We start from the raw sequence: 22,464 nt of genomic DNA on the forward strand, positions 1-22,464 counted from the left end.
ATGCGCAGCTTCTTGCGGGCCAGGTGGGCGACATGGCCGGAGATCTCGTAGCCCTGAAGGATGCCGATGAGGGAAATGCGGCCGCCGACCGCCGCCGCCTCGATCGAGCGGGAGAGGTGGTGGCCGCCGAAGGTCTCCAGGATGTGGTCGGCTCCGTGGTCGCGGGTGAGTGCGTAGACGGTCTCGACCCAGTCCTCGGTGAGCCGGTTGATCCCGTGGACGGCGCCCAGGTCCCTGGCGCGGGCGAGCTTGGCGTCGTCGCCGGAGACGACGATGACCTCGGCCCCGTGGGCCGTGGCGATCTGTAGGCCGAAGAGTGCGACGCCGCCGGTCCCCTGCACCACCACGGTCTCGCCGGCGTGTACCCGGCCCCGCTCGATCAGGGCGGTCCAGGCCGACAGACCGGCCATGGGGAGCGTGCTCGCCTCGATGTCGCCGAGGTTGTGTGGTGCCCGTACCGCCCAGTCCTGGTCGAGTGCCACGTACTCGGCCAGGACTCCGGGGTGGTGGCCGCTGCCCAGGGCTTCCGGACCGCCGATCCGGGCATTGCCGGGGCCCGGACCCTCGATCCAGCCGGGCAGACAGGTGGAGATCACGCGGTCGCCCGGCGCGAAGCGATCCACGTCCGTTCCCGCGCCGACGACCTCGCCGGCCATGTCGGATCCCGGCACGAACGGGCCGGCGTCGGGGAAGACCATGGTCAGCCCCTCCTCGATGGCGAGCCTGTCCCGGTAGTTGAGTGAGACGGCCGAGACCTTGACCAGGATCTCGCCGGGGCCCGGCTCGGGGATCGGGACGTCGGTGAGTTCCAGGTTGGCGCGACCGACCGTGTTCATCGTCCATTGCTTCATGGTGCGCAACCCTCGCCCTTGCGGAGAGCGGCCTCCAGACCATGGCGTGGATGGTCACCGGCTGCCTGGCACTGCCAGGGTCAGGCGGCCGGGCGAACGCGCGGGCACCATGGGACGCATGGAAACCGGTACCACGCTCGGCGAGTTCCTGCGGACGCGGCGCGGCAGGCTCAGCCCGGAGGACTTGGGGATCGCCTCCTACGGAGCACGTCGTGTCCCCGGGCTTCGCCGTGAGGAACTGGCCCGGCTCGCGGGAGTGAGCGTCACGTACTACACACGGCTGGAACAGGGCCAGAGCCACCAGGCGTCGGAGTCGGTCATCGAGGCGCTCGCCCGCGCGCTGGAGCTGAGCGACGACGAACGCGGCTACCTGCACAACCTCGCCAGACCCCGTCGGGCTCATCCGCGTACGGCGGCGCCCGCGACGGCGCGCCACGGCACCCGGCAGCTCATCGGCTCCCTGAACGTGCCTGCCGTCGTCGTCGGGATGCGCACCGAGGTACTGGCGTGGAACCCACTCGGTCACCGGCTCCTGGCCGGTCACCTGGACCCGGACGCGCCGGATCGTTCCGACCGACGCCCCAACCTCACCCGGATGTTGTTCCTGGATCCGCACCACCGCGATCTGTACCCGCGCTGGGAAAACTCGACGTCCTGCGCTGTCGCGTCGCTGCGGCTGGCAGTCGGCCGGCACCGGGAAGACATCGAACTGGCCGCCCTCGTCGGTGATCTCGCCATGAAGAGCGAAGAGTTCGCCACGCTGTGGGCCGCCCATCCGGTTGCCGAGCACGCCTCCGGGCCGCGTCACCTGCGACATCCCGAGGTCGGCGAACTCACCGTGGAGCTGGAGACCCTCGTTCTGGCCGACGAGCCCGACCATCGCCTGCTCGTCTACAGCGCTGCGGACGAAAGCCCGTCGCAGGCCGCGCTCCAACTGCTGGGGGCCTGACCCACGGGTGGCGCCACGGGGCCTCCGGACCCGGCCGGCAGTGTCGGTGATGTCGGCACAGGATGGCGAGCTCAAGCGCTCAGGTGACGGTTGGCCTCGGGGCTGCCCGGGTACCGGAGGTCCTTCTCCAGTATCCGGTCAGCCCGAGTGGATCTCGGTCAGCGCACGGCGTCGTTGGTGCGGGCGGTCCAGATCGCCAGGGCGGCGAGCAAGGCGGAGGCGCCACCGAGCCAGAGCACGCCTTGGAGCGTGAGCTTGTCGACGATGATGCCGCCGGTCAGCGCGCCGAAGCCGATGGACAGGTTGAACACCGCCACCCATAGCGAGGAGGCGGCTTCCACAGCCTGCGGAGCGGCCTTGATCATCCAGGTCTGGAGGCCCACGGACACACCGCCGAAGGCCAGGCCCCAGACGATCAGCAGAATGGCGCCGCCGATCGCGATCCGGCCGAGTAGCAGGAAGAGGGGCATCGCGGCGGTCATGGCCACGGCGATGGTCAGCACGTTGCGGTGCACGCGGCGGGAGAGCGCCGCACCGGCGAGGAAGTTGCCGATCATGCCGGCCGCGCCGAATCCGAACAGCAGCGGACCGACGTAGCGTTCGTCGATCCCCGACAGTTTCTGCAGCGCCGGGCTCACGAAGGTGTATGCGGCGAAGTGTCCGAACACGAGGAGCGCCGTCGCGATGATGCCGACGCGCACGCCCGGATTGCGGAGTTGCTCCATCAGTACCTTGGGCCGGATGGCCTGGGAGGCGACCAGCCTCGGCAGTACCGCCAACAAGGCGATCAAGGTCACGAGGGCCAGGGCGCTGAGCGAGGAGAAGGCGATACGCCATCCGGTCATGTCACCGATCAGGGTGCCGAGCGGAACGCCGAACACGTTCGCGGCTCCCACGCCGCCGAAAATGACCGCGGTGGCGCGAGGTACGTCGGCGGGGGTGACGAGCCGGACAGCCAGGCCGGCGGCAACAGCCCAGAAACCGCCGACCGCTATGCCGACCAGCACCCGGGAACCCACCAGCACCGCGAAGTTCGGCGCCAGGGCGGAGCCCAGGTTCGCGACGGTCATCAGGGCCATCAGCCCGAGCAGCAGAATGCGCCGGTCCAGCGACCCGACGATCATCGGGACCAGCGGTGCCGCGACCCCGGCGACGACGCTGGGCACCGTCACCATCAGTCCTGCGGTCCCCTCGGAGACCGACAGCGCGGACCCCACTGTGGTGAGCAGGCCGATCGGCAGTTGTTCGGCGGTCACCAGCAGAAAGGTGCCGAGAGTCACCACGCAGACCGCCATCCAGCGACTCCTGTCCGGGGTCGCTGGTTCCTGTGTCCGGGTGGGCGTCTGTTCTGCGGTCGTCAACGGATCCTCCTCCAGCGATTCGGGAGCGATCGCTCCCGAATCAGAGACCCTAATATGGGAGCGAACGCTCCACAAGCTGGTAAGGTGAACCCATGGCACGCCCTCGACAGTTCGACGAGCAGAGCGCGGTCAACTCGGCGACCGAGCTTTTCTGGCAGCGCGGTTACCACGCCACTTCGGTGCGCGACCTCGGCGACGCGCTGAAGCTCACGCCCAGCAGCCTGTACCGGACGTTCACGGACAAGCACACACTCTTTCTGCGCGCACTCGACCACTACCGGGCCACCGAGTCGACGCAGGCCCGCCGGCGTCTGGACGCGAGTGACCGCCCGGTTCGTGAGGTGCTGCGGGAATGGATGTTGTGGCTGGTGACCTGCCCGGCGGACGGTGAGTCCGGTCGCGGCTGCTTCGTGGTCAACACCGCGTCCGAACTCGGCACCACTGACGCCCAGGTCCAGGAGCGGACCGAGGCCGCATTCGCGGTCACCCGGCAGGCCCTGCGTGCGGTGCTGACCGAGGGGCGGGAGCGAGGCGAACTGTCCACCGATCTCGACATCGAGGGGGCCGTGGAATTGCTGTTCACGACAGTTCTCGGCCTGCGAGTCCGGGAACGCGCAGGCCACGATCTGGAGCGCCTGGCCACCGCGATCGATCTCGCGATCCGAACCCTGGGGACCACACCCGCGCAACCCGCCTGACGACAGCCGGAGATGCGAGGACCGGTTCGGAGCGTTGATCACCTCCCGGTGAGCCGCGGAGACTTGACAAACCAGCGGTGGGAGCGCCCGGAGCCACTGCAATGAAATGACCGAACTCGTCGAACGCGCCGCCTCGAGCGTCTCCGCCAAGACCACCCTGGTCGTGGCGGCGAAAGGGCAGGATCCAAACGCGCCAAGGCCGACGCCCTGGGCATCCGCATCATGACCTCGGACGAACGACGTGACGGCGCCCCGGCGTTCGCAGGCTCGGGTGGGTCCCGACCCGCACACGCCGACGCCGACCAGTACGCGACATCCACGGCCGGCCTCGGTCCGGGCAAAGACGAGCACACGGGTCAGGGAAGCCCCCGGGTCGCACGTCAGGGACGCCTCAATTCACGTAAGGCAGCCAGCCTCGCGAGCGTGTCGGGGTGTTCGGCGCCCAGCAGCCGCTCGCTGTCGGCCACCACCCGCTCCAGCAGGTCGATCGCCTCACCGGTCCACCCAACCTGCCAGTAGGAGACCGCCAGGTTCGGGTCTGTAAAACTAACGGCTCTGCCTCACTTCCGGTGGTAGCTCTGCGTGAGTGTCGTGGGAGGAGGATGCGGTGGCGGAGGGGGTCGAATCCGGCTCGTCCGTGCATCTGCCTCATGATGCGTTTGGTTCGGGTGTTGACGCCTTCGGTGCGTGCGTTGTGGTGGGGTGTGGTGAGCGCGGTGTCGACTGCCGCGCGGTCGAGTTCGAGGCCGTTGGCGAAGGCGTGCGGACGGCCAAGGTCGGACGCGCGGACTGCGGTGATCCATGCCGTGAGCCTGGTGTCGTTTCCATGAGCGGGGGCCGGGAGAGAGGCGAACTCGGCGATGTGGGTGTGGAGTTGTGTCATCTCGGGGCATGTGGCGGTGAGGTCTCGGATGAGGTCGGTGTCCTTCTCGCGGCGGGCTGTCCGGGCGGGTGGGGAGAAGGCGGGCGAACGCCTGGGCGTGGTCACGGGCCGGTCGCCCTCGGCTCGGCCGTGGGTGCTGTAGCGGTGGAGGAGGTTGAAGCTGCCGGTGTAGCCGAGTTCCTTGATGTCCTGGAAGAGCCGGGTCACGGGCACGGCGGGGTCGGTCGCGCGGCGTGCGCGCAGATGGTCCGGTAGGGGTCGACCAGCGTCGGCCGGTAGCGCGGGGCGCGTCGCGGGGCGTCGGGTTCGCGGGTGTGTGCGTACCGTTTGACGGTGTTCGGGGACACGTTCAGCCGGCGGGCGCATTCGAGCAGGCTGACGCCTTTGCCGGGCAGGTCGTGGACCCGATGCCGGCGTTCGCGGGTGGTCTGCTCGTGGACGCCGCCGGGCCGGGGCGGGTTGACGGTGGCCCGGCACGAGCTGTGCGAGCGGACCTCGGCAAGCGTTTTCTCACAGAGGTTCCGCCATGAATGCCACCGATCGCTGCCCTGCACCGCGTCGGGAAGCGCACGGCGTATCGCCTCGGCGTAAGCGCCTGAGCCGTCCCGGCGGACGATCTCGACGCCCGGATGGCCTCGCAGCCATCCTTCCGGCTCGCCGACGCCGCGGCCGGGCAGGACATCGATACGTTCGCCGGTCTCGGCGTCGGTCGGCACGGTCGCGTGGCGGTGGCGCGCTCGAGCGCGAAGTCGTCCACGCCCAGGACCTGCGGAAACCGCGGCGGGGGCAGCGGGAGTGCTGCCGGGACGCGCAGGGCGGTGCGCCGCGACAGCCCCGCTCCGAGCGCCTTCAGCGTCCCTGCGCCTGCGCGGCCTGCGAGTTCCCGCACCACGGCACGGACTTGGGTGAGCAGCCGCATCGTCCGCCGCTGGTAGCGCTCCAACACGCCGGGTATCTGCTCACGGAATGCGATGCGAAGGCAAGCCGACGTGGGGCAGACAACGCGGGAGCCGGGCGACCATGACCACCCGCCGGCGCCGACGGGCACATCGGTCACCGTGCGTTCATGAAAGGCGTGCACCCGACCGGTCCGACAGCCGCAATCCGGGCAATCCACCGGACCGCCAGGCGTCCGAGTGCGCCCTCGGATGACCTCGCCCCCGTCCGCAACCTCCTCGACCACCAGCGGCGCAAGACCTGAAAACACCACGCCCACAAGCTCGTTCGCACTCAGCACTCGAACATGATCACGGAACCACACTCCGCTACCACCGGATGTGAGGCAGAGCCGTTAGTGTGTGTTTTACAGCCCCCCACGGCAGGCACGTCCGGCCGGGCGACGTCGGGCGCAACCTCTGGGCCCCTGCGGTCGCGAATCTACGACGAACACGGCGTCACCCGGGCGTTCGGGTACGCTCCGGGGGGGCGGACGGGGCGAAGTCGCCGATCGCACCGCGCCGTCGGACTCGGGGGCGACGCCGCCGTGGGTGGAGGGTTCACGTTCCGTCGGCGCGGAGTGTGTCGGGACGGGGGTGACACAACGTCGTGGAAGTTCGCCGTCTCGGGCAACTTCGACCGGCCGTGTGCACCGGGCGCGGGGCCGTGACCGGGACCGCGTCACGAGTGCCGGTGTGACCGGGTGCCGGTCGCCGTCGGAATGAAGCGCCGCCGTTGCGGCGTCCTCGTAACCACTGGGGGCAGTGCTTTCACAGCAAAGCAGCACACCTTGGGCAACGGGGTCGCCCACCTCGGTACCCGGTTCCGCCGTCGGATGTCGCTCGCACGTTCAGGCTTGCGTTGTCACGAGCGTGGCTTCCTCGGGATCCCGGACAGGCTTTCGTGCTCGGCCTCGGTCCCTTCGAGAGCCCTCCTTCATCGCTGCCTCCACTGCTGGGACATCTCGGGCGACGCGGACGGGCGTCGGATCAGGTTGTGCACGAGTGCCTGGTCGAAGCCCGACGTGGCCTGCATCTCGACGAGCCATGACGCCGCGGCTTGCATCCAGTACGGGCGGCGGGACTCGACCGCCGAGGAGACCGTCAGCTCCAACAGTCGCTCCGGGGAGGCGATCCCACCGTCCGCGAGCGCGTCCCACCGGTCCCGGAACTCGCCCAGGCACTCCGACAGTCCACGTTCCATGAATGGCCACATCGGCACGAAACCCGAGCCCTCGAGGCTTGCCCGCCCCTCGCCGGCGACACCGACGCCGATCCGACCGGACGCCGGAATCCCGATCCACGCCCCATTCCCGCGTGGAAGCACCGCCGCCACGTCGCCAGGTCCCACCCCACACCGGCAAGCGTACCGACGGCACGACGAGGGCAGTTCAGGGACCAATCCGGGCATCCGACTCCCCTCGCCGCGCGGCTTTCCTCGGACGCAACACCGGGACGGAGTGCGGCGATCGGGCTCGAATCCATCACTCGTTCGAGGGACTTCGTGGTCTCGGGTGGCCGGCTAGCTGAGGAAATCGGCTTGTGCAAATGCATACGGTATTGCACGAGTGGCTGTGCGGCCATGTAGGGCGTGCGGGTCGGGCGGGTGGGAAAGCGGTGAGGGAACGTGTGGGAACACGGGAACGGCGCGCCTGCCGGGAGTCTTGGCGTGTCGAAATGGGTTCGGAATGCGGCGAGTTCGGCGACGGGACAGTGTGTGGAGTTGAGCGTGACGGCGGGTGGCGCGGTGGCGGTGCGCGACTCGCGGGATCCGCACGGGCCGGCACTGGTGTACACGAAAACGGAGATCGCGACGTTCGTGGCGAGCGCCAAGACCGGGGAATTCGATTGGCTGATCGCATAGTTCGCGCAAAGTACGCGGTGTGATGATGGGATCAGGGGACCGGGGGTGCGCGCCTGCGGAATACTGACGCGCTTCCCCTTTTTTCCGCCTTTCGTTCGTGTGAAGTCGCCGCGTATCGTTGTCCTCCAACGCCCTCGGACCCTTACCCTCCGGTCGCGGTTCCCAGACGGTCCCCGATCGGCCGTCGGCCGCGATGAAGGTCCTCGGGTCGATGCTGCGGGACCTGCGGACGGAGCGGGGCGTGGGGCTGCAGGCGGCGGCGGAGGTGGTGCGCGGGTCGCGGTCGAAGAACTCCCGCCTGGAACGCGGCGAGAGCCCGCCGAAACACCACGACGTGATGGACCTGTTGCGCGCCTCTGGCGTGCGCGAGCCCGCGACGCTGGCCACCGTCGAGGACCTGCTGCGCAAGACCGACGAGAATCCTGGTGGCACCGCTACGCCGACGTCACCCCCGGCTGGCTGCGCCGCCTGATCAGCCCCGAGGAGTCCGCGACACGCATCAGCACCTGGGAGGTCCATGTCGTCCCCGGCCTCCTGCAGATCCCCGCGTATGCGCGCGGTCACCGCCGGGGGGGCTGCCCGACGCCGAACCTCACGAGATCGAACAGCGCGTCGCGCTGCGCCGGGGTCGGCAGGAGGTGCTGAGCAACGGGCAGCGCACGGAGACGCTGATCGCGCTGCTGGACGAGAGCGTGTTGCAACGCCCGGTGGGCGGGGCGGGGGTGATGGCCGAGCAGATGGCGTTCCTGCTCGAGGCGATCGAACGCCGGTGGGTGCAGGTGCGGATCGTGCGGTTCGCCAGTGCCACGGACCTGACGCCGCCCTCCTCGATGACGCTGCTGCGGTTCCCCCACGGCGGTCCGCAGGAGATGGTCTACCTCGAACACGCCGAGGCCGCCACCTACATCAGCCGCGCCCGCGACGTGGAACGCTACCGCGCATTCCTCGAACGCCTCTGCCTCGCCGCGGAGTCCCGCAGTGACAGCGAAGACATGATCGTCACCGCCCATAGCCGCTAACGCACCCAAGCGGCGACCCGAGCGTCCGGCCCGCACGACCATCGTCCTGATTACCGCGCCGCTCCTGCGGATGTCCTTCGTACCTGGGCATGCGGGTCGACCACGCCGGGGCCGTGACCGCGCCATCGGCGCACTACGCGGAGATGCCGATTCCGGTGAGGTTCGTCGCGGTCCGGCGGACGACAGAATCGGACGTGCTCTTTTGGCACGCCCGCAACTACGAACGACTCGTCCAGCACTTGGAATCACTGATTACCCGGACCGTCACCCTGATGACCAGGCACGTCACCCTTCAGGCAGTCACGCCGGACGAACCGGCCGACATCCCGCGGGAACGACAGAGGCTGACGACCACGGGTTCCGCGCGGCAGCGCTCAGTCGTGGATCTCCCAGGCATCCCTCGGCAGCCAGTGGGAGAGGTCGTCGAGTGCCTCGGCAGGGTAGAAAACCGGCCGGGTGAGGAGGCGGTCGCCCTCCCGCTGCACATTGATCGTCACGCCCAGGGACGCGGAGGACGGAACGCCTCCGCTCATGTATGCGAGTTCGGTGTAGGGCGGGCGGCTCTCGGCACGGTCAAGCATCCATTGTTCCAGAACGGAGGGCACTCGGCCGACCACCTCCACGCCGTCCGCGAGGACCTGTGGCCCGCACAGGGCGTCGACCGCGACACCCGCGAGCCGCTCGTCCCGGTAGTACAGGTGCAGACCGAACCCCCGATACCTCCCCTCCTCGACCGCGTAGACGTCCAATTCGCCGGACAACTACGTCTGTACTGCTCGGTTTCCGCAGTGACCCCGCTCATCGCGTCCGCCACCTCGTCGGGACTCATGCCGAAGCGCAGCGGCCCCACACCCAGGAACGGCCTCAACGTCCACGTCTGCCGCTCCTCGTCCGGCAGCACACGCCACCACCCCTTGAACATGATCACCGAACCTACAGGTCCCTGCGGACACCGGTGTGACGCCGCAGGCTCGCTCTCCCTGACGGCTCCGATCCGGCTCACCGACGACCTCCGCCTGGGCCTCGTGTGAATCCGACCCGCGAACGTCACCGGCAGCTTTGGGAACAGGCGCTCATCTTGTTCTTTAACCCAGGTCGCGATCATCGATTCCGCTGGCGCGCTCGGGAAGCTCACTCGACCTCTGCGAGAGTATGGGGAAGTGATGCTGACTGGTGAACGTGTCACGGCCCCGAGGATGTTGCTGCTGAACAGGGTGGACTTCGAGCCCGGGTGCTCGGTGTTCGAACTGGAGCAGCCGCTGTTCTTGCGCGCCGGGGACCGGCTGTGGGCCGAGGACGGCGGGGTCGTGGTCGAGCGTGGATCCGGTGATCGGGAACGTCCTGCGGGCGGCATGGCCTGTGTGTATCGCCGGTGGCGGCTCCTCTGGCTTGATGCCGAACCTCCCGCCGGGCCGGTAGCAGTCCGGCGCTCGTGTGTCCGCGCTTTCGGTGATCGCGTGTGATGTCAGCAGCCTTTGCCGGATCCTTTGCCTTGACGAAAAGGCGCAGAGGGATCGGGGCGGAGGCCGTGGTGACGAGTCCGCCGTATGGGCCGGAGCGACTTGAGGCGTTGGCGGAACTGTCCCGTTTCCGGGTCGGGTTCCATGCCTGTCCGACCCGCCGCGGAGACGCGCTGTTCGAGTTGGCGGATGCCGTGTTGTGTGCCGACGGCCCGGTGGGGACGTTGGTCGGGCTGTCACTCGCACCGGAGCACCGCCGTGGTCACGGAGCGCTCCACGACGCGGTCAACGGCGGCCGGATCGACACCGACCGACTGCGGGACACCCTGGCCGGGCTGCCTCTGCCCCCAGAGCCGCGGACGGGCGGATCGTCCTCGCGGTCGACGTCTCGCCGTGGCTGCGGCCGGACGCGGACACCAGCCCGGACCGCTCGTTCTGCCACACCTTCGGCCGGGGCGAGGGCAAGCACCGGATGGTGCCCGGTTGGCCGTACTCGATCGTCGCGGCGCTGGATTCGGGCCGCAGTTCGTGGACCGTGGTCCTGGACGCGGTCCGGCTCGGGCCGGGCGAGGACGTCGCGGCCACCACCGCCGTCCAGGTCCGCGCGGTCGTCGAACGCCTGATTGCCGAGCAGTACACACCTCGGGACCCGGACATACTCGTGGTGCTCGACGCCGGCTACGACGTGCCCCGCATCGCCTTCCTCCTGGCGGACCTGCCGCTCGAGGTGCTCGGCCGGATGCGCTCGGACCGCGTCATGCGCCGGCCGACGCCTGCGAGGGTCTACGACCCGCAGGGCGGCCGACCGCCCGAGCACGGCGACGAGTTCGTCTTCGGACAACCCGACACCTGGGGCGAGCCGCAGGCAGCGACAACCACCGAGACCACCCGCTACGGCACCGCAACCGCGACCGCGTGGGACCGGCTCCACCCCCGGCTGACCCGCCGCAGTGCCTGGGAAGGGTTCGACGGCGAACTGCCGATGATCTCCGGAACAGTCGTCCGGCTCCGAGTCGACCACCTGCCCATTGGAGGCGAGCCCAAGCCGGTGTGGTTGTGGTGGTCCCGAACCGATGCCACCGAAGCCGACGTCGACCGCTGCCGGCAGTCGTTCCTGCGAAGGTTCGACATCGAGCACACGTTCCGCCTGTTCAAGCAGACGCTCGGCTGGACCGCGCCCAGGATCCGCGACCCCGAATCCGCTGATCGCCGGACCGGATCGTGATCGCGGCCTACGCGCAACTGTTCCTCGCCCGGCCGCTCGCCGACGACCTGCGACGCCCCTGGAAGAAACCCGCCGCACCGAACCGACTGACCCTCGCCCGAGTCCGCCGAGGGTTCAGGAACCTCCGCTCGAAGACCGCACGTCCGGCCGGCGCACCGAAACCCTCGACCCCCGGTCCGGGGCGACCGCCAGGCTCGAGGAACCACAGACCGGCACCCCGCCATGACGTCGAGCGCATCGTCAAAACCGGCGAGTCCTACACCCGACCCAGCCACCACGACAAATGCACCAAACCCCGAAGAATGGGTTAAAGATCAAGCTCATCTCGTCGGGGGTGGTGCCGATGCCCGCACTCGGAGCCGCCGCCCGGCCCGGGAGAGCAGCGACAGGGCTTGTATCGGTGAAAGTTCAGGGGATGCGGGCGAGGCCGCCGTACTCGATGACGTCGGTGCCCTGGAGGGTGCGGGGTTCGGTGTCGGGGCGCCATGTGGTGATCTCCGTCAGCCCGGGTGGTTCGACGTCCAGCCCGTCGAGGAAGCCGTCCACCGCCGCGGGGGAACGCACGGCGCCCCATCGGCCGCCGGTGGCCTCGTCCATGCAGCGGGTGGGGGCCTCGCGGGCGTGCGGATCGCGGCTGACGAGTTGGCACACCAGCACGAAACTGCCCGAACACAGGCGCTCCGCGACGCGGCGCACGATCGCCTTGGGGTCGTCACGTTCGGGGACGCAGTGGAGCACGGACACGAACAGGGCGGCGACGGGCCGTTCCAAGTCGAGGGTGGCTCGGACGTCGCGGTGGTCGAGGATGGCGTCCGGCCGGCGCAGGTCGGCGCGCAGGAAGCGGGCCGATCCGTCGTTCTCGTCGAGGAGGGTGCGGCCGTGGGCCTCGGCGGTGGGGTCGTTGTCGACGTAGACGACGCGGCAGTCGGGGTGGACGGCCCGGGCGACCTGGTGGACGTTGTCGCGTGTCGGCAGCCCGGAGCCGTGGTCGAGGAACTGCCGGATCCCGTGCTCGCGTGCCGGCACGCGCACCGCCCGGCGCAGGAACGCCCGGTTGTTGAGCGCGAGGGCGCGGATGTCGGGGGCCACGCGCAGAAGTTTCGAGCAGGCGCGGCGGTCGGCGGGGTAGTTGTCGGTGCCGCCGAGGAGGTAGTCGTGCATGCGGGCGACGCTGGGGGTTTTCGTGTCGATCGGGGGCGGCCCGGAATCGGCATCCTGGTCCAGGGTGTCCCCTCGACGTCCGCGCCACTCCCCCGCCAGGGTGGCACGCCCCCATGCTGGGGAATCGAGCATCCGGGGGCGGGCAACTCCTGTGGGTGAACGAGGGCTTCGGGGGCCTGTCCGTCGCGGCGCCGGCGCGGATTCGAGCGCGCGCGGGCGCGTGGTGGGGCGCGCGGCATCGAGTTCTTCCGACAGTGGCGGCGGGTGCGCGGCGTGGGCCATCGCCGAGGTGCTCGCCGACGCCGGCCGGTTCGGGGGAGGTTGTGACCGTGCTCGAACGGCGCCCTGCCGGCAACTCGGCCGTCCTGGTCCGCTTTCCGATCGCCCTCGGCCGTGTCGACGAGGCCGTGGCGCACCTTCGACGGCGCCGTCCGAGGCCGGCCTGGCCGGCCGCGACCGGTACCGACGTCCTCGAAAGGACCTGCGGGTGTGATCGCGGAAGATCATGATGTGAGGGCACATCGATCCTCGTAGCGAACGGAGCCCGCACCGATGACGAGGTCTCCCGGCGCATTTCGGTCGGTCACGTTCGCGGCCTGGCGTGACCGCCTTCCCGGGGAGGGACCGCGCTCCGGTCGGCACTACGTCACCCTGGCGGAACTCCTCGTGCGCCTGGGGAGCTTCGGAATCGGTCTCACCTGGAAGGTGTGGATCGACGATGCCGACCCGGTCACCGGGTTCACCGAGATCGAGAACGCCTCCTCCGGCGCCGGAATCGGCACCCTGGACCTGTTGGCCCTGGTCGCGCCGGGGGTTCAGTTCGTCGACGCGGACTTCGCCGGGTACGCGGGCGATGAGCTGAGGGTGGTACTGAGGGAGTTCGACGGCACGAGCTGGGACCTGTGCGCCGCGGACGCCTCGGTGATCCGGGAGATCCGCCGGCACTACCCGGACGCGATGCCGACGCCCGAGGATGTTCTTCGGGAGATCCCCTGGCCGACCAACCGAGCGCGAGAACAGGTCGGCGACCAAGCCCACGCCGAAGACGAGACCTCCTCACGGCCGGACCGAATACAGGCGCCGAGCCGCCGGTCCGGCTCGTCGAGTCGGAAGATGTGAGCCGTTCCTCCTATCGCCACCGTGGCCGTGTGGCGAGGGACTCCTCCAGCGAATCGGCCGGCAGGCCACCCGGATGAGGAATTTTCGCGATCCGGGCGGTCGACGGCACCACCTGTCGGCGTACATCTTGGGGTGGCTATGACACGAAAATACAGTGCACTTGTGCAGGTCAGGCGGCTGCGATGGGATCGAAGCGGGCTGTCAGCCCGAGGCTGTTGGCCTCCTTGGTCATGCGGCGCATGGCGCGAGCGGGGTCACGTTTGGTGAAGTAGTCGGCGCCGATTTCGCGGTAGGGAGCATGGTCGTTCAGGACGCGCCAGATGGCGATCGTGAATCTTGGCACGGGCCTTACCCACGGCGAGGTCCGCGAGGTACTCGGGGGCACGCGCGCCCGCGATCAGCGCTTCCAGGATGGCCCGGCCTGAGACGCCGAGCACGTCGGTCAGGACGGAGGTGAGTTTCATGCCGGTGTCCTCGAGTTCCTTTTCCAGCCGCTGGGCCTCCCAGCCCGCGGCGCGGACGATCTCGGTGCGTCGCCGGGTCAGGTCGCGCAGCTCCCGAATCGCGCGCTCGGGCACGAAGGGTGCCATCACCATCCCCGACGCGACGGCACGGGCCGGGGAGGCCGCGTCGTTCGGGTCGGTCTTGCGGCCGCGGATGCCCTTGAGGTGGGCGGGGTTGACCAGCATCAGGTTGGTGTGGCTGCAGCAGGTAGTACACACCCCGCCAGTAATCGGACGTCGCCTCCATGACCACCACCTCGACCTGACGCTCGATCAGCCAGGCCGGCAGTCGCCGTAGTTCGGCCCGGTTGGTGCCGAACCGTTGGGTCTCCAGGCTCCACGTCCCGGTCTGCACCGGCTGGGAGTGCGCGCGCATACCAACATGAACCGCTTGCCCAAGTCCACGTCTGCGGAGCGCAGATGGATGATCTCGTCCTTCACGTCCTGCCGTTTCACGACCACTCCCCACTGCCTTGCGCGACCGAGCAGAGCGGGCGCCCCGGAAGGGTCAAGGGAAGACTGGAATCTGACACGCGTGCTCCCGGCAGCGAAGAACGCTGCCATGGCGACGAACCGTGGCCCCCCTGGCTGACCCCCATCGCCATCCTGACAGACGAGTTCACTGACATCACAGAGCAATCGGCTGACGGAGGCACCCACCACTGCTTTTCTCGTCACCGAGGTGATCAGCGCAGCCACTCAGGCGGGCCTGGCGAAGGTCGTCGGCGTGCGGGCCGCCGGTGCGGCCTCCGCCCCCCGGATCGGGTACGTGTGTCGAGCGACAACACCGTGCTCGTCCTGCCCAAGCTGTGCCCCGCCTTCGCCAACGGCGTGATGGGCGACTACCGCGCCCCGTCGACGGTTGGGATCGAGTGCCACCGTCGACGTGCCGCCCGCAGCGGCGCGCATTTTCGAATCTTTACCGAACGATCACTTGTCGTCCGGGATCCGGCTGACTAAGTTTCAGAAACTAAGTCTGCCAAGGAAGCGAGGCACGAAAGGTGAAGCACATGGGCGGCACACACATCGACGCGACCGCGAGCAGGCCGCCCGGCCTGGTGTCCGGCGGACACCGTGCGGAGAACATGCGTCGCGGTAACGCGTCCGCCATTCTTCGCGCGATTTTGGCCCACGGCCCCGTGTCCCGTGCGGAGATAGCCCGACAGACCGGGCTCTCCGCGCCCTCCGTCACCAAACTCACCGGCAGTCTGATCGCGGCGGGGCTCGTGCACGACCTCGCTCCCCAGGCTCCGACCGACCTGGGCCGCCCACGAATTCCCGTCCGGATCGACGCCGGCGGCCCGGTCGTTCTCGGTCTCCACTTCGGCCTGCGCCGCACCACGTTCGGCCTCGTCGGCCTCGATGGCCGAGTGCACGCGCGAACCGCACTCACCCACACCGGGCGCACCCCTCGGGAACTGGTCGACCAAGCCGCCGCGGGCGCGGCGGCGTTCCTGGCCCGGCACGCGGCCGACCGTCGCCTTCTGGGCAGCAGCGCGAGCATCGGTGGTTGGGTCGACAGCACCGAAGGCGTCGTCGTCGCACACCGCCCGCTCGCCTGGACCGACGTGCCGCTTCGCGCGATGCTCGCCGATCGGCTCCCCGGACCGTTTCGCTTGGAACAGCACACGCGAGCCACCGCGCAAGCCGAACTCTGGTACGGGGCGGGTCGCGAAGCCGACGACCTCGTGCTCGTCTTCGTCGGCAACGTCGTCGACGCCGCCGTCGTCATCGACCGAGTCATCCACCGCGGGCCGAACTCGGCCGCCGGACGCATAGCGCACCTGCGCGTCGACGCCGTTTCGCACGTGCGCTGCGCTTGCGGACGTACCGGCTGTTTGGAACAGGTCGCGAGCGACGTCGCCGTTCTCGCCGCCGCCGCGGACGCCGGGCTCGCCGCCGACGACCTCGACGCACTCATCGCCTTGGCCGACGCGGGCGACGAGACCGCCGACGGCCTGCTGCGCACGCGAGCGCGTCTCGTCGGCCGAGCTGTGGGCACCGTGATCGACGTCGTCAACCCGGAGCGCGTCGTCCTCGCGGGGTCGATGGTCACCGAGGACGCGTATCTGAATGTTCTGCGTGCCGAGGCGGAGTCCATGGTCTATCAAGGACGTGGAGTGGGGAGCCGCGTTCAGGTCACCACCCTCGGCGTCGGCGCGCTCGTCGTGTCCGCCGCGGCGCCGCTCCTCGCCGATGTGCTGCGTGACCCGTTCGCGTACGTCGAGGAAGTCGCATGAGCACGTCGACGACGCGTCACCCCACGTCATCCCCGTCGCAGGGCGACCCGACCCGCGCGGGCCGCGCCACCTCGACCCTCTTGGCGTCGTCCCGCGAGGCGCGCACGTGACTGACCTGACGCTCTATCACTGCGCCGTCTCCGAGCGGACCAGTTGGCTCGTCCTGCGCCTGCGCACGTCCGATGGGCTCACCGCCTACGGCGAATGCTCCGACGGCGGCCCGCTTGCCGACGTCGTCGCCGCACTCGACGAATGGACCCCGTTCCTCCAGGCCGAAGACGTCGTCGGCGACTTCGCCCGGGATCGCGACGCCCACCGGGTTCGCGACCTCTCATCCGAAGTCGGATCGCTTCGGGGGCACTTCACCGCCGTGAGACAAAGGGCCGGGGCCCGCTCCGACTTTCTACATACGACCGTGTGGGGCGGCATCGAGCAGGCGCTGTGCGACCTCGCCGCCCGCGCCGCCGGCGTGCCGTTGTGGAGATGGCTCGGCGGCACCCGTCCCGAACCGATCCCGCTCTACGCCAACATCAATCGCGCCCCCGGCGGCCGCGAGCCGCGCGACGTCGCCGCCACGGCCGGCCAAGCGGTGGCGGCCGGGTTCGGCGGCGTGAAACTCGCTCCGTTCGATACGCCGGGCGATCGCCCACTGCCCGACCTGGGCCTGAGCCGGGTCCGGGCCGTTCGTCAGGCCCTCGGCCCCGACCCCGGCCTGATGGTCGACTGCCATGAACGTGTCGTGCTCGACGAACTGCTCCCCGTCCTGGACGACCTGCTCGCGCTACGACTCGACTGGCTCGAGGACGCCGTCGGCATCGAGCACGTGGACGAGCTGCGCAGGTTGCGTAGATACACCGGCGAAGTCCGGCTCGCCGGCGGCGAGTTCGCCACCGACCGGGGTCAGGTCGAGGCCGTCGCCGACCTTCTCGACGTGGTCATGCCCGACGTCAAGCACGCCGGTGGTGTCCACGCGGCGCTGGCCCTCGCGCACGCCGCCATCGAGGTCGGCGCGTCCGTGTCCCTGCACAACCCGAGCGGTCCGATCGCCACGGCCTTCGGCGCGCACGTCGCCGCCGTCGTCCCCGGTGTCCTGGAGTACGCGTTCGGCGAAGTTCCCTGGCGTGGCGACGTCCTGACGAACGGTGAGCCCGTTCGGCACGGTCACTACATCGTTCCGGACGGCCCCGGCATCGGCCTGGACCTGGACACCACCCACTCCTCGGTCACCCCCGTATGGTCCGTCAGCCTCCAGGAGTCCGGATGAGCGTCCTTGCGACACAAGGGATATCCCGCCGCACCATGCTTGGCGCCCTTGGACTCGGTGCCTCGTCCCTGGCTCTCGCCGGCTGTCGATCGGCCTTACACGAAGCATCGGGCAAGGGAACGGGCAAAGGCGGCCCCGCCGCCGGCGGAATACTCAGGATCGCGCAGAGTTCCGACATCCAGCCCGCGACGGTCTTCGGCCACAACAACCCGAATATGACGATCTGTCGCACCGTCTTCAACACACTCATCGAGTACGACCACAAGACGCTGCAACCTCTCCCGGGGCTCGCCCAGTCGTGGGAACTCAAGGGCGATACCTTGACCTTCCGGCTCCGCCCCGGCGTCACCTACCACTCGGGTCGTCCCTTCGACGCCCGAGATGTGGTCTTCGCGATCACGAACCTGCACAAGGACAACGTCTCCTCACAACTCAAGCACGTCGCCAAGGCGATCGCCGACATCGACAGCGACGGCCTCGACGTCCGGCTCAAGCTCGCCCGTCCGATGAGCAACGTCTTCGACCTGTTCGAGATTCTCGTCATCCCCGACCGCGAGTCGATCGCCGAACTCGCCAAAGGCAGCCGGATCATCGGCACCGGGCCCTTCCGTGTCGCCTCGTACTCGCCCGGAGCCGGCCTGAAACTCCGCCGCAACGAGAAGTACTTCAAGCCGAGCCGGCCCTATCTCGACGGCGTCGACATCACCATCGTCAGTCAGTCGCAATCCATGTTGTCGTCGATGCGCTCCGGGCAAACCCACCTGGTCCTCGACATCGCGCCCCTGGACGCCGTCGGGATCACCAACGACCGCAGGTTCAAGGTCGTCGCCGCCGACCCCTACGACTCGGCCTACTACGTCGCGTCCAACGTCTCGGTGAAACCGCTCGACGACAAGCGTGTGCGTCAGGCCATCGCATGGGGTATCGACCGCCAACGCATCCTCGACCAGGTCCTCGGCGGCATCGGCACCACGTCGTCGCTTCCGTGGTCACCCACCTCGCCCGCCTACGACGCGGCCAAGGCCCGGCACTACACGTACAACCCGGACCGGGCCAAGGAGTTGATCCGCGAGGCCGGTGCCAGGGGCGCACGACTGGACATCGTGTACAACGCGGGCCTGGGCGCCAACGCGCGCATCGCGGAGATCGTCCAGTACAACCTGAGCCAAGCCGGAATCGACGCCCGCGCGGTCCCGCTCCAGGCCGCCGACTTCCAAGGCCGACTCACCGGCGGAAAACTCCCCGGCCTGTTCGTCAACGGCCACGGGTTCGGACAACTGGCGCCGGCCACCCTCGTCAAAGGCGCCTTTCCGTTCAACGCGGACAAGAACGCGTCGAACTTCGTCAGCCCGGAATACCAGTCCATCGCCAACGCTCTGTGGAGCGCCGCCGATCCGGCCGCCACGAAGGCGGCGTCGGACCGCGTCAACGACTTCCTGCTCGATCAGCAGTTCGTCACCGACCTGGTCACCAGCGCCCACACATTCACCGTCACCAAACGACTTCGGGGCCTCGCCTACTCGATGTTCGACTACCTGAATCTCGACGACGCGTATCTGGATTAGGCGAGCCCCGGCACGCAGGCCGTGCGCGGGCCTGGCACCCAGGCTGCTCACGCCCACCCCCACATTTCGACCCGAAGACTCGGACCGAACGGACCGACCATGCTTGCGTATTCCTTACGGCGCGTCCCCTCAGCCCTGCTCGTCCTGCTCGTCGCCTCGATGCTCGTCTTTGCCGTGCTGCGACTGGCCCCGGGCGACCCCGCGGTCGTGCTCGCGGGGCCCGACCCCACACCACAGGCCGTCGAGGCCGTCCGCACCCAACTCGGCCTCGACGACTCGCTCGCCTCGCAATACTTCCACTGGCTCGGCGGACTGCTCACCGGCGACCTCGGCGACTCGTACATTCTCGGCGCACCCATCGCCACACTGATCGGCTCGGGCCTCGGCGCCACCCTGGAACTGACTCTCGCCGCGCTCGTCCTGGCCATCCTCATCGGCGGCACCCTCGGGCTTGCCCTCGGCGCGGGCCGGCGTCGCACCGTACGCACCGGCGCAGGCGCTGTCACCGGGCTCGCGTTCGCCGTTCCGCCGTACGTCAGCGGTGTCCTGCTCGTCCTGCTGTTCTCCATCGCCTGGCCGATCCTGCCCGCGGCCGGACGCGTCGCCCTCCTCGACGATCCAGAAATCGCCGCGCAATACCTGCTCATGCCCGCCCTGTGTCTCGCCCTGCCCGCGGCGGCGGTCATCGCCCGTTTCCTCGCCGCCTCCCTCCGCCGTGTCCAGGACGAGGATTTCGTCCAGACGGGCATCGCCAAGGGCATCAGTGCGCGACGCCTCCTTTTCCGCCACGTGTTGCCCAACGCGCTCCCGCCCGTCATCACCGCCCTCGGCATCCAAATCGGCCAACTCCTGGGCGGGGCCATCGTCGTCGAGGCGATCTTCGCGTGGCCTGGCATCGGCCAACTCCTGCTCAACGCGGTCCTGGGCCGTGACTACCTGCTCGTCCAGGACCTGCTGCTCCTCGCGGTCGCGGTGTCCGTCATCCTGCAGACCGTGACCGACCTCGCCCACGCCGCGATCGACCCACGGCTACGACCGGAGGCACGATGACCGCCACCCCCACGGCGACCACCATCCCCGCCACAGCCACCGTAACCGCCATCGGCCGCAAGGCGTCGCTCGTCGCCCGGTTGCGCGGCGGCGCCACCATCACCGGGCTCGCGATCGTCGTACTCGTCTTCGGCGCCGGCCTCGCCGCACCCCTGCTCGCCACGCACGGGCCCGATGCGCAAAGCGCCGACGCGCTCGCCGGACCCAGCGGCGCACACCTGTTGGGCACCGACGAGTTCGGACGCGACCTGCTGAGCCGCGTCCTCCACGGCATTCGCGTCGACGTGTTCATCACCGCCGCGGCCGTTCCCACCGGCGCTTTCATCGGCACGGCCATCGGCCTGTTGTCCGGTGTCCATCGTTACCTCGACGTGGTCCTGCAACGCCTCTTCGACATCATGCTCGCGTTCACCGCGCTCGTCCTGGGTGTCACCATCGCCGCGATCCAAGGGCCCGGCACCACCGCGATCGTGCTCACCGTCATCGGTGTCAACATCCCACTGTTCGGTCGACTCACCCGCGACGCGGTCATCTCCCAACGCGACCGCGACTACGTCATCGCCGCCCGCGTGGTCGGCACTCGCCCCACCCGCGTGCTCTTTCGCCACATCCTGCCCAACAGCGTCGACGCCCTCATCGTGCAGGCCGCGCTGTCGCTGTCCCTCGCGGTCTTCATCGAAGGCGCGATGAGCTTCGTCGGCATCGGCGTGCGCCCGCCCGATCCCTCGCTCGGCTCGCTCCTGCGCACGAGCATCAACTTCCTGTCCCAAAACCCCGCGTACGCCCTCGGCCCCATGGTCGTGGTCACCGCGCTGGTGATCGGTTTCAACCTGATCGCGGACGGCCTGAACAAGGGACTCCTGCGCCGATGAACAGCGCCGACACCCAGCGCCCGCCCACCAAGACGGCCATCGTGACCGGCACCGCACGCGGCATCGGACTCGCCATCGCGCGCGAACTCGCCGCAGGCGGCGCGCGCGTCATCGCGGTGGACATCGAACCGACGCCACCCGGTCCCGGCCTCGTGCCCGTGCGCGTCGACCTCACCGACTCCGACGCGCCCACCCGCGTCCTGCGCGCCGCAGGCACCGTTGTCGACATCCTCGTCAACAACGCCTTCGCCGAGGAACGTGCGTCCATTCTCGACGGCACATCCGACGGCTGGTCCCGCACCTTCGACGTCAGCCTGCACGCCGCCGTCCACCTGTCGCGGGCGTTCGCCGCCGAACGCGGCGGCCGATCCGGCGCGATCGTCAACATCGCGTCCGTTCACGCGGGCGCCGCGCTGCCCGACTTCGGCGCCTACGCGGCGGCCAAGGCCGGACTCGTCGCGTTCACCCGCGCGGCCGCCGTCGAATGGGGTCCGCTCGGAATCCGCGTCAACGCGATCAACCCCGGCTTCATCGCCGTCGAACGCAACGAACACGCCTGGTCCGACCCCGCCGCCCTCACCCGTCGCATGGCCCCCTACCCACTACGCCGACCCGGTCGTCCCCAGGAAGTCGCGCACGCCGTCGCCTTCCTGACGGGGGATCAGGCGTCGTTCATCACCGGGGCCGTGCTGCCCGTCGACGGCGGCCTGACCGCCCGCCTACCGGAGGCCGACGCATGAGCCTGAGTCAACCTCCATGCCGCCGAGGGGGTCTCGGGGGCCGTGTCGATCCTGCCGTCGGTTCGGTGGGTGGCGGGGTCGTGGCAGACGCCGTCGCGCCGGCAGGCCCGCATCACGCGCAGCCAGGCTCGGGCGAGGATGCGGGTGGCGTGGGGGTGGCGTTTTTGGCGGGCGCGGCCGTCGGTGCAGATCTTCGCGACCCACGGGCTGCCGTGCCGGCTGTTGTCGGCGAAGGTGGTCGGCGCGAGCCGGGCTCTTCGGTTGGTCGCGAAATGGAACGCGACTGTGCGGGACTTTCCCGAGGCGCGGGTGACGGGGACGGCGCCGGCCTCGGCGATGAGCTGCTCACAGGTCCGGGCGCGTTCCGGGAGTGGGCCGATCTCGCCCACGACCCGGCCGAGGTTCACCTCGCCGATGCGTGGCATGGACGCGAACAGCGGTGCGTAGGGGCGGTTTTCGACCACCTCGGCGATGGCCGTGTCGGGCAGGCGGATGGTCGTGCGTATGCCCTGGACGAGTTGGACCCGGACGCGGACCAGCCGCTCGACGACCGCCTCGCCGAGACGGGAGGCCGCGGTCGGGGCCGAACGCAGACGTTCGATGAGCACGCCGCCGGGTGCCTTGCCCCATCGGCGCTTGCACCAGGCTTCCAGGCGTCCGGCGGTGTGCTTGGCCGCGCCGGCGGGGGGCATCGCTCCAGGAAGG

At 69.4% G+C, this 22,464-nt stretch carries 21 protein-coding genes and 2 pseudogenes; 14 read left to right on the forward strand and 9 right to left on the reverse strand.

The window, feature by feature from the left end; genetic code table 11:
• Positions 1-851, reverse strand: an 851-nt coding sequence (locus B4N89_RS40545; RefSeq protein ID WP_101897520.1) for a zinc-dependent alcohol dehydrogenase family protein, incomplete at its 3' end; no start/stop codon positions are given.
• A gap of 118 nt (positions 852-969) precedes the next feature.
• Here B4N89_RS40545 and B4N89_RS40550 point away from each other — a divergent pair.
• A complete protein-coding gene (locus B4N89_RS40550; protein ID WP_101897521.1) occupies positions 970-1,800 on the forward strand; it encodes a helix-turn-helix transcriptional regulator in 831 nt (276 codons plus the stop codon).
• A 158-nt stretch (positions 1,801-1,958) separates the two neighbouring features.
• On the opposite strand, the gene B4N89_RS40555 is transcribed toward B4N89_RS40550, so the two are convergent.
• A complete protein-coding gene (locus B4N89_RS40555; RefSeq protein WP_235619266.1) occupies positions 1,959-3,095 on the reverse strand; it encodes an MFS transporter in 1,137 nt (378 codons plus the stop codon).
• 158 nt (positions 3,096-3,253) lie between these two features.
• Between B4N89_RS40555 and B4N89_RS40560 the strand changes: the two genes are divergently transcribed.
• Positions 3,254-3,859 carry a TetR/AcrR family transcriptional regulator gene (locus tag B4N89_RS40560; RefSeq protein WP_078981654.1) on the forward strand — a complete coding sequence of 202 codons (606 nt, stop codon included), beginning with the start codon at positions 3,254-3,256 and terminating at the stop codon, positions 3,857-3,859.
• Positions 3,860-4,239: 380 nt separating this feature from the next.
• On the opposite strand, the gene B4N89_RS40565 is transcribed toward B4N89_RS40560, so the two are convergent.
• The 3 genes and pseudogenes from B4N89_RS40565 to B4N89_RS40575 all read right to left on the reverse strand — a co-directional run bounded on the left by B4N89_RS40565 (position 4,240) and on the right by B4N89_RS40575 (position 6,881).
• Positions 4,240-4,389 carry a tetratricopeptide repeat protein gene (locus tag B4N89_RS40565; protein WP_078981655.1) on the reverse strand — a complete coding sequence of 50 codons (150 nt, stop codon included), beginning with the start codon at positions 4,387-4,389 and terminating at the stop codon, positions 4,240-4,242.
• Between the two features lie 65 nt (positions 4,390-4,454).
• A pseudogene (locus tag B4N89_RS40570) lies at positions 4,455-5,976 on the reverse strand (ISL3 family transposase); the annotation flags it as partial.
• Between the two features lie 638 nt (positions 5,977-6,614).
• Positions 6,615-6,881 (reverse strand): hypothetical protein, encoded by a 267-nt coding sequence (locus tag B4N89_RS40575; RefSeq protein WP_143658257.1) that lies wholly within the window; start codon positions 6,879-6,881, stop codon positions 6,615-6,617.
• A 465-nt stretch (positions 6,882-7,346) separates the two neighbouring features.
• Between B4N89_RS40575 and B4N89_RS40580 the strand changes: the two genes are divergently transcribed.
• The 4 genes from B4N89_RS40580 (at position 7,347) to B4N89_RS53545 (ending at position 8,560) form a co-directional block, all read left to right on the forward strand.
• Positions 7,347-7,541, forward strand: coding sequence for a DUF397 domain-containing protein (locus B4N89_RS40580; protein WP_321170751.1), 195 nt, complete (start codon positions 7,347-7,349; stop codon positions 7,539-7,541).
• Between the two features lie 241 nt (positions 7,542-7,782).
• Positions 7,783-8,013, forward strand: a complete 231-nt coding sequence (locus B4N89_RS40585; RefSeq protein ID WP_161500982.1) for a hypothetical protein — start codon at positions 7,783-7,785, stop codon at positions 8,011-8,013.
• Between the two features lie 26 nt (positions 8,014-8,039).
• Positions 8,040-8,186 carry a Scr1 family TA system antitoxin-like transcriptional regulator gene (locus B4N89_RS53540; RefSeq protein ID WP_414646480.1) on the forward strand — a complete coding sequence of 49 codons (147 nt, stop codon included), beginning with the start codon at positions 8,040-8,042 and terminating at the stop codon, positions 8,184-8,186.
• A complete protein-coding gene (locus B4N89_RS53545; protein ID WP_078981659.1) occupies positions 8,180-8,560 on the forward strand; it encodes a DUF5753 domain-containing protein in 381 nt (126 codons plus the stop codon). Before B4N89_RS53540 ends, B4N89_RS53545 begins: the two co-directional genes overlap by 7 nt.
• Positions 8,561-8,934: 374 nt before the next feature.
• On the opposite strand, the gene B4N89_RS40595 is transcribed toward B4N89_RS53545, so the two are convergent.
• Complete coding sequence (locus tag B4N89_RS40595) at positions 8,935-9,321, reverse strand: hypothetical protein (protein WP_078981660.1); 387 nt, start codon at positions 9,319-9,321, stop codon at positions 8,935-8,937.
• Positions 9,322-10,091: 770 nt separating this feature from the next.
• Between B4N89_RS40595 and B4N89_RS40605 the strand changes: the two are divergent.
• Positions 10,092-11,556, forward strand: a pseudogene (locus B4N89_RS40605) (NF041680 family putative transposase).
• 97 nt (positions 11,557-11,653) lie between these two features.
• Here B4N89_RS40605 and B4N89_RS40610 read toward each other — a convergent pair.
• Positions 11,654-12,469 (reverse strand): SAM-dependent methyltransferase, encoded by an 816-nt coding sequence (locus tag B4N89_RS40610; RefSeq protein WP_268812613.1) that lies wholly within the window; start codon positions 12,467-12,469, stop codon positions 11,654-11,656.
• Between the two features lie 489 nt (positions 12,470-12,958).
• On the opposite strand from B4N89_RS40610, the gene B4N89_RS50965 reads away from it, so the two are divergent.
• The gene (locus B4N89_RS50965) at positions 12,959-13,525 is read left to right on the forward strand and encodes a hypothetical protein (RefSeq protein ID WP_201261147.1); all 567 of its coding nucleotides are present in this window, start codon (positions 12,959-12,961) and stop codon (positions 13,523-13,525) included.
• A 254-nt stretch (positions 13,526-13,779) separates the two neighbouring features.
• On the opposite strand, the gene B4N89_RS50970 is transcribed toward B4N89_RS50965, so the two are convergent.
• A complete protein-coding gene (locus B4N89_RS50970; RefSeq protein WP_201261148.1) occupies positions 13,780-14,214 on the reverse strand; it encodes an IS110 family transposase in 435 nt (144 codons plus the stop codon).
• A gap of 824 nt (positions 14,215-15,038) precedes the next feature.
• On the opposite strand from B4N89_RS50970, the gene B4N89_RS40625 reads away from it, so the two are divergent.
• The 6 genes from B4N89_RS40625 (at position 15,039) to B4N89_RS40660 (ending at position 21,759) form a co-directional block, all read left to right on the forward strand.
• A complete protein-coding gene (locus tag B4N89_RS40625) occupies positions 15,039-16,268 on the forward strand; it encodes an ROK family transcriptional regulator (RefSeq protein WP_078981663.1) in 1,230 nt (409 codons plus the stop codon).
• 106 nt (positions 16,269-16,374) lie between these two features.
• Complete coding sequence (locus tag B4N89_RS49265; RefSeq protein ID WP_161500983.1) at positions 16,375-17,532, forward strand: enolase C-terminal domain-like protein; 1,158 nt, start codon at positions 16,375-16,377, stop codon at positions 17,530-17,532.
• A gap of 215 nt (positions 17,533-17,747) precedes the next feature.
• Entirely contained in the window at positions 17,748-19,097 is a 1,350-nt protein-coding gene (locus tag B4N89_RS40645) for an ABC transporter substrate-binding protein (RefSeq protein WP_161500984.1), read from the forward strand.
• A gap of 99 nt (positions 19,098-19,196) precedes the next feature.
• The gene (locus tag B4N89_RS40650) at positions 19,197-20,147 is read left to right on the forward strand and encodes an ABC transporter permease (RefSeq protein ID WP_078981667.1); all 951 of its coding nucleotides are present in this window, start codon (positions 19,197-19,199) and stop codon (positions 20,145-20,147) included.
• Positions 20,144-21,019 carry an ABC transporter permease gene (locus tag B4N89_RS40655; protein ID WP_078981668.1) on the forward strand — a complete coding sequence of 292 codons (876 nt, stop codon included), beginning with the start codon at positions 20,144-20,146 and terminating at the stop codon, positions 21,017-21,019. Before B4N89_RS40650 ends, B4N89_RS40655 begins: the two co-directional genes overlap by 4 nt.
• Positions 21,016-21,759 (forward strand): SDR family NAD(P)-dependent oxidoreductase, encoded by a 744-nt coding sequence (locus B4N89_RS40660; RefSeq protein ID WP_078981669.1) that lies wholly within the window; start codon positions 21,016-21,018, stop codon positions 21,757-21,759. Before B4N89_RS40655 ends, B4N89_RS40660 begins: the two co-directional genes overlap by 4 nt.
• On the opposite strand, the gene B4N89_RS40665 is transcribed toward B4N89_RS40660, so the two are convergent.
• Positions 21,681-22,451 carry a transposase gene (locus B4N89_RS40665; protein WP_201261149.1) on the reverse strand — a complete coding sequence of 257 codons (771 nt, stop codon included), beginning with the start codon at positions 22,449-22,451 and terminating at the stop codon, positions 21,681-21,683. The genes B4N89_RS40660 and B4N89_RS40665 overlap by 79 nt on opposite strands.
• Positions 22,452-22,464 lie beyond the last annotated feature (13 nt).

The organism is Embleya scabrispora, assembly GCF_002024165.1.
In the GTDB taxonomy this organism is placed as follows: Bacteria; Actinomycetota; Actinomycetes; order Streptomycetales; family Streptomycetaceae; genus Embleya; species Embleya scabrispora_A.

What these genes read in the sequence shown, in the direction of transcription:
- B4N89_RS40550 (WP_101897521.1), top strand. Translation starts at nt 970, where the DNA reads ATGGAAACCGGTACCACGCTCGGCGAGTTCCTGCGGACGCGGCGCGGC.
- B4N89_RS40555 (WP_235619266.1), bottom strand. Translation starts at nt 3,095, where the DNA reads ATGGCGGTCTGCGTGGTGACTCTCGGCACCTTTCTGCTGGTGACCGCC.
- B4N89_RS40560 (WP_078981654.1), top strand. Translation starts at nt 3,254, where the DNA reads ATGGCACGCCCTCGACAGTTCGACGAGCAGAGCGCGGTCAACTCGGCG.
- B4N89_RS40575 (WP_143658257.1), bottom strand. Translation starts at nt 6,881, where the DNA reads ATGGAACGTGGACTGTCGGAGTGCCTGGGCGAGTTCCGGGACCGGTGG.
- B4N89_RS50965 (WP_201261147.1), top strand. Translation starts at nt 12,959, where the DNA reads ATGACGAGGTCTCCCGGCGCATTTCGGTCGGTCACGTTCGCGGCCTGG.
- B4N89_RS50970 (WP_201261148.1), bottom strand. Translation starts at nt 14,214, where the DNA reads ATGCTGGTCAACCCCGCCCACCTCAAGGGCATCCGCGGCCGCAAGACC.
- B4N89_RS40625 (WP_078981663.1), top strand. Translation starts at nt 15,039, where the DNA reads ATGGGCGGCACACACATCGACGCGACCGCGAGCAGGCCGCCCGGCCTG.
- B4N89_RS40645 (WP_161500984.1), top strand. Translation starts at nt 17,748, where the DNA reads ATGACGATCTGTCGCACCGTCTTCAACACACTCATCGAGTACGACCAC.
- B4N89_RS40650 (WP_078981667.1), top strand. Translation starts at nt 19,197, where the DNA reads ATGCTTGCGTATTCCTTACGGCGCGTCCCCTCAGCCCTGCTCGTCCTG.
- B4N89_RS40655 (WP_078981668.1), top strand. Translation starts at nt 20,144, where the DNA reads ATGACCGCCACCCCCACGGCGACCACCATCCCCGCCACAGCCACCGTA.
- B4N89_RS40660 (WP_078981669.1), top strand. Translation starts at nt 21,016, where the DNA reads ATGAACAGCGCCGACACCCAGCGCCCGCCCACCAAGACGGCCATCGTG.
- B4N89_RS40665 (WP_201261149.1), bottom strand. Translation starts at nt 22,451, where the DNA reads ATGCCCCCCGCCGGCGCGGCCAAGCACACCGCCGGACGCCTGGAAGCC.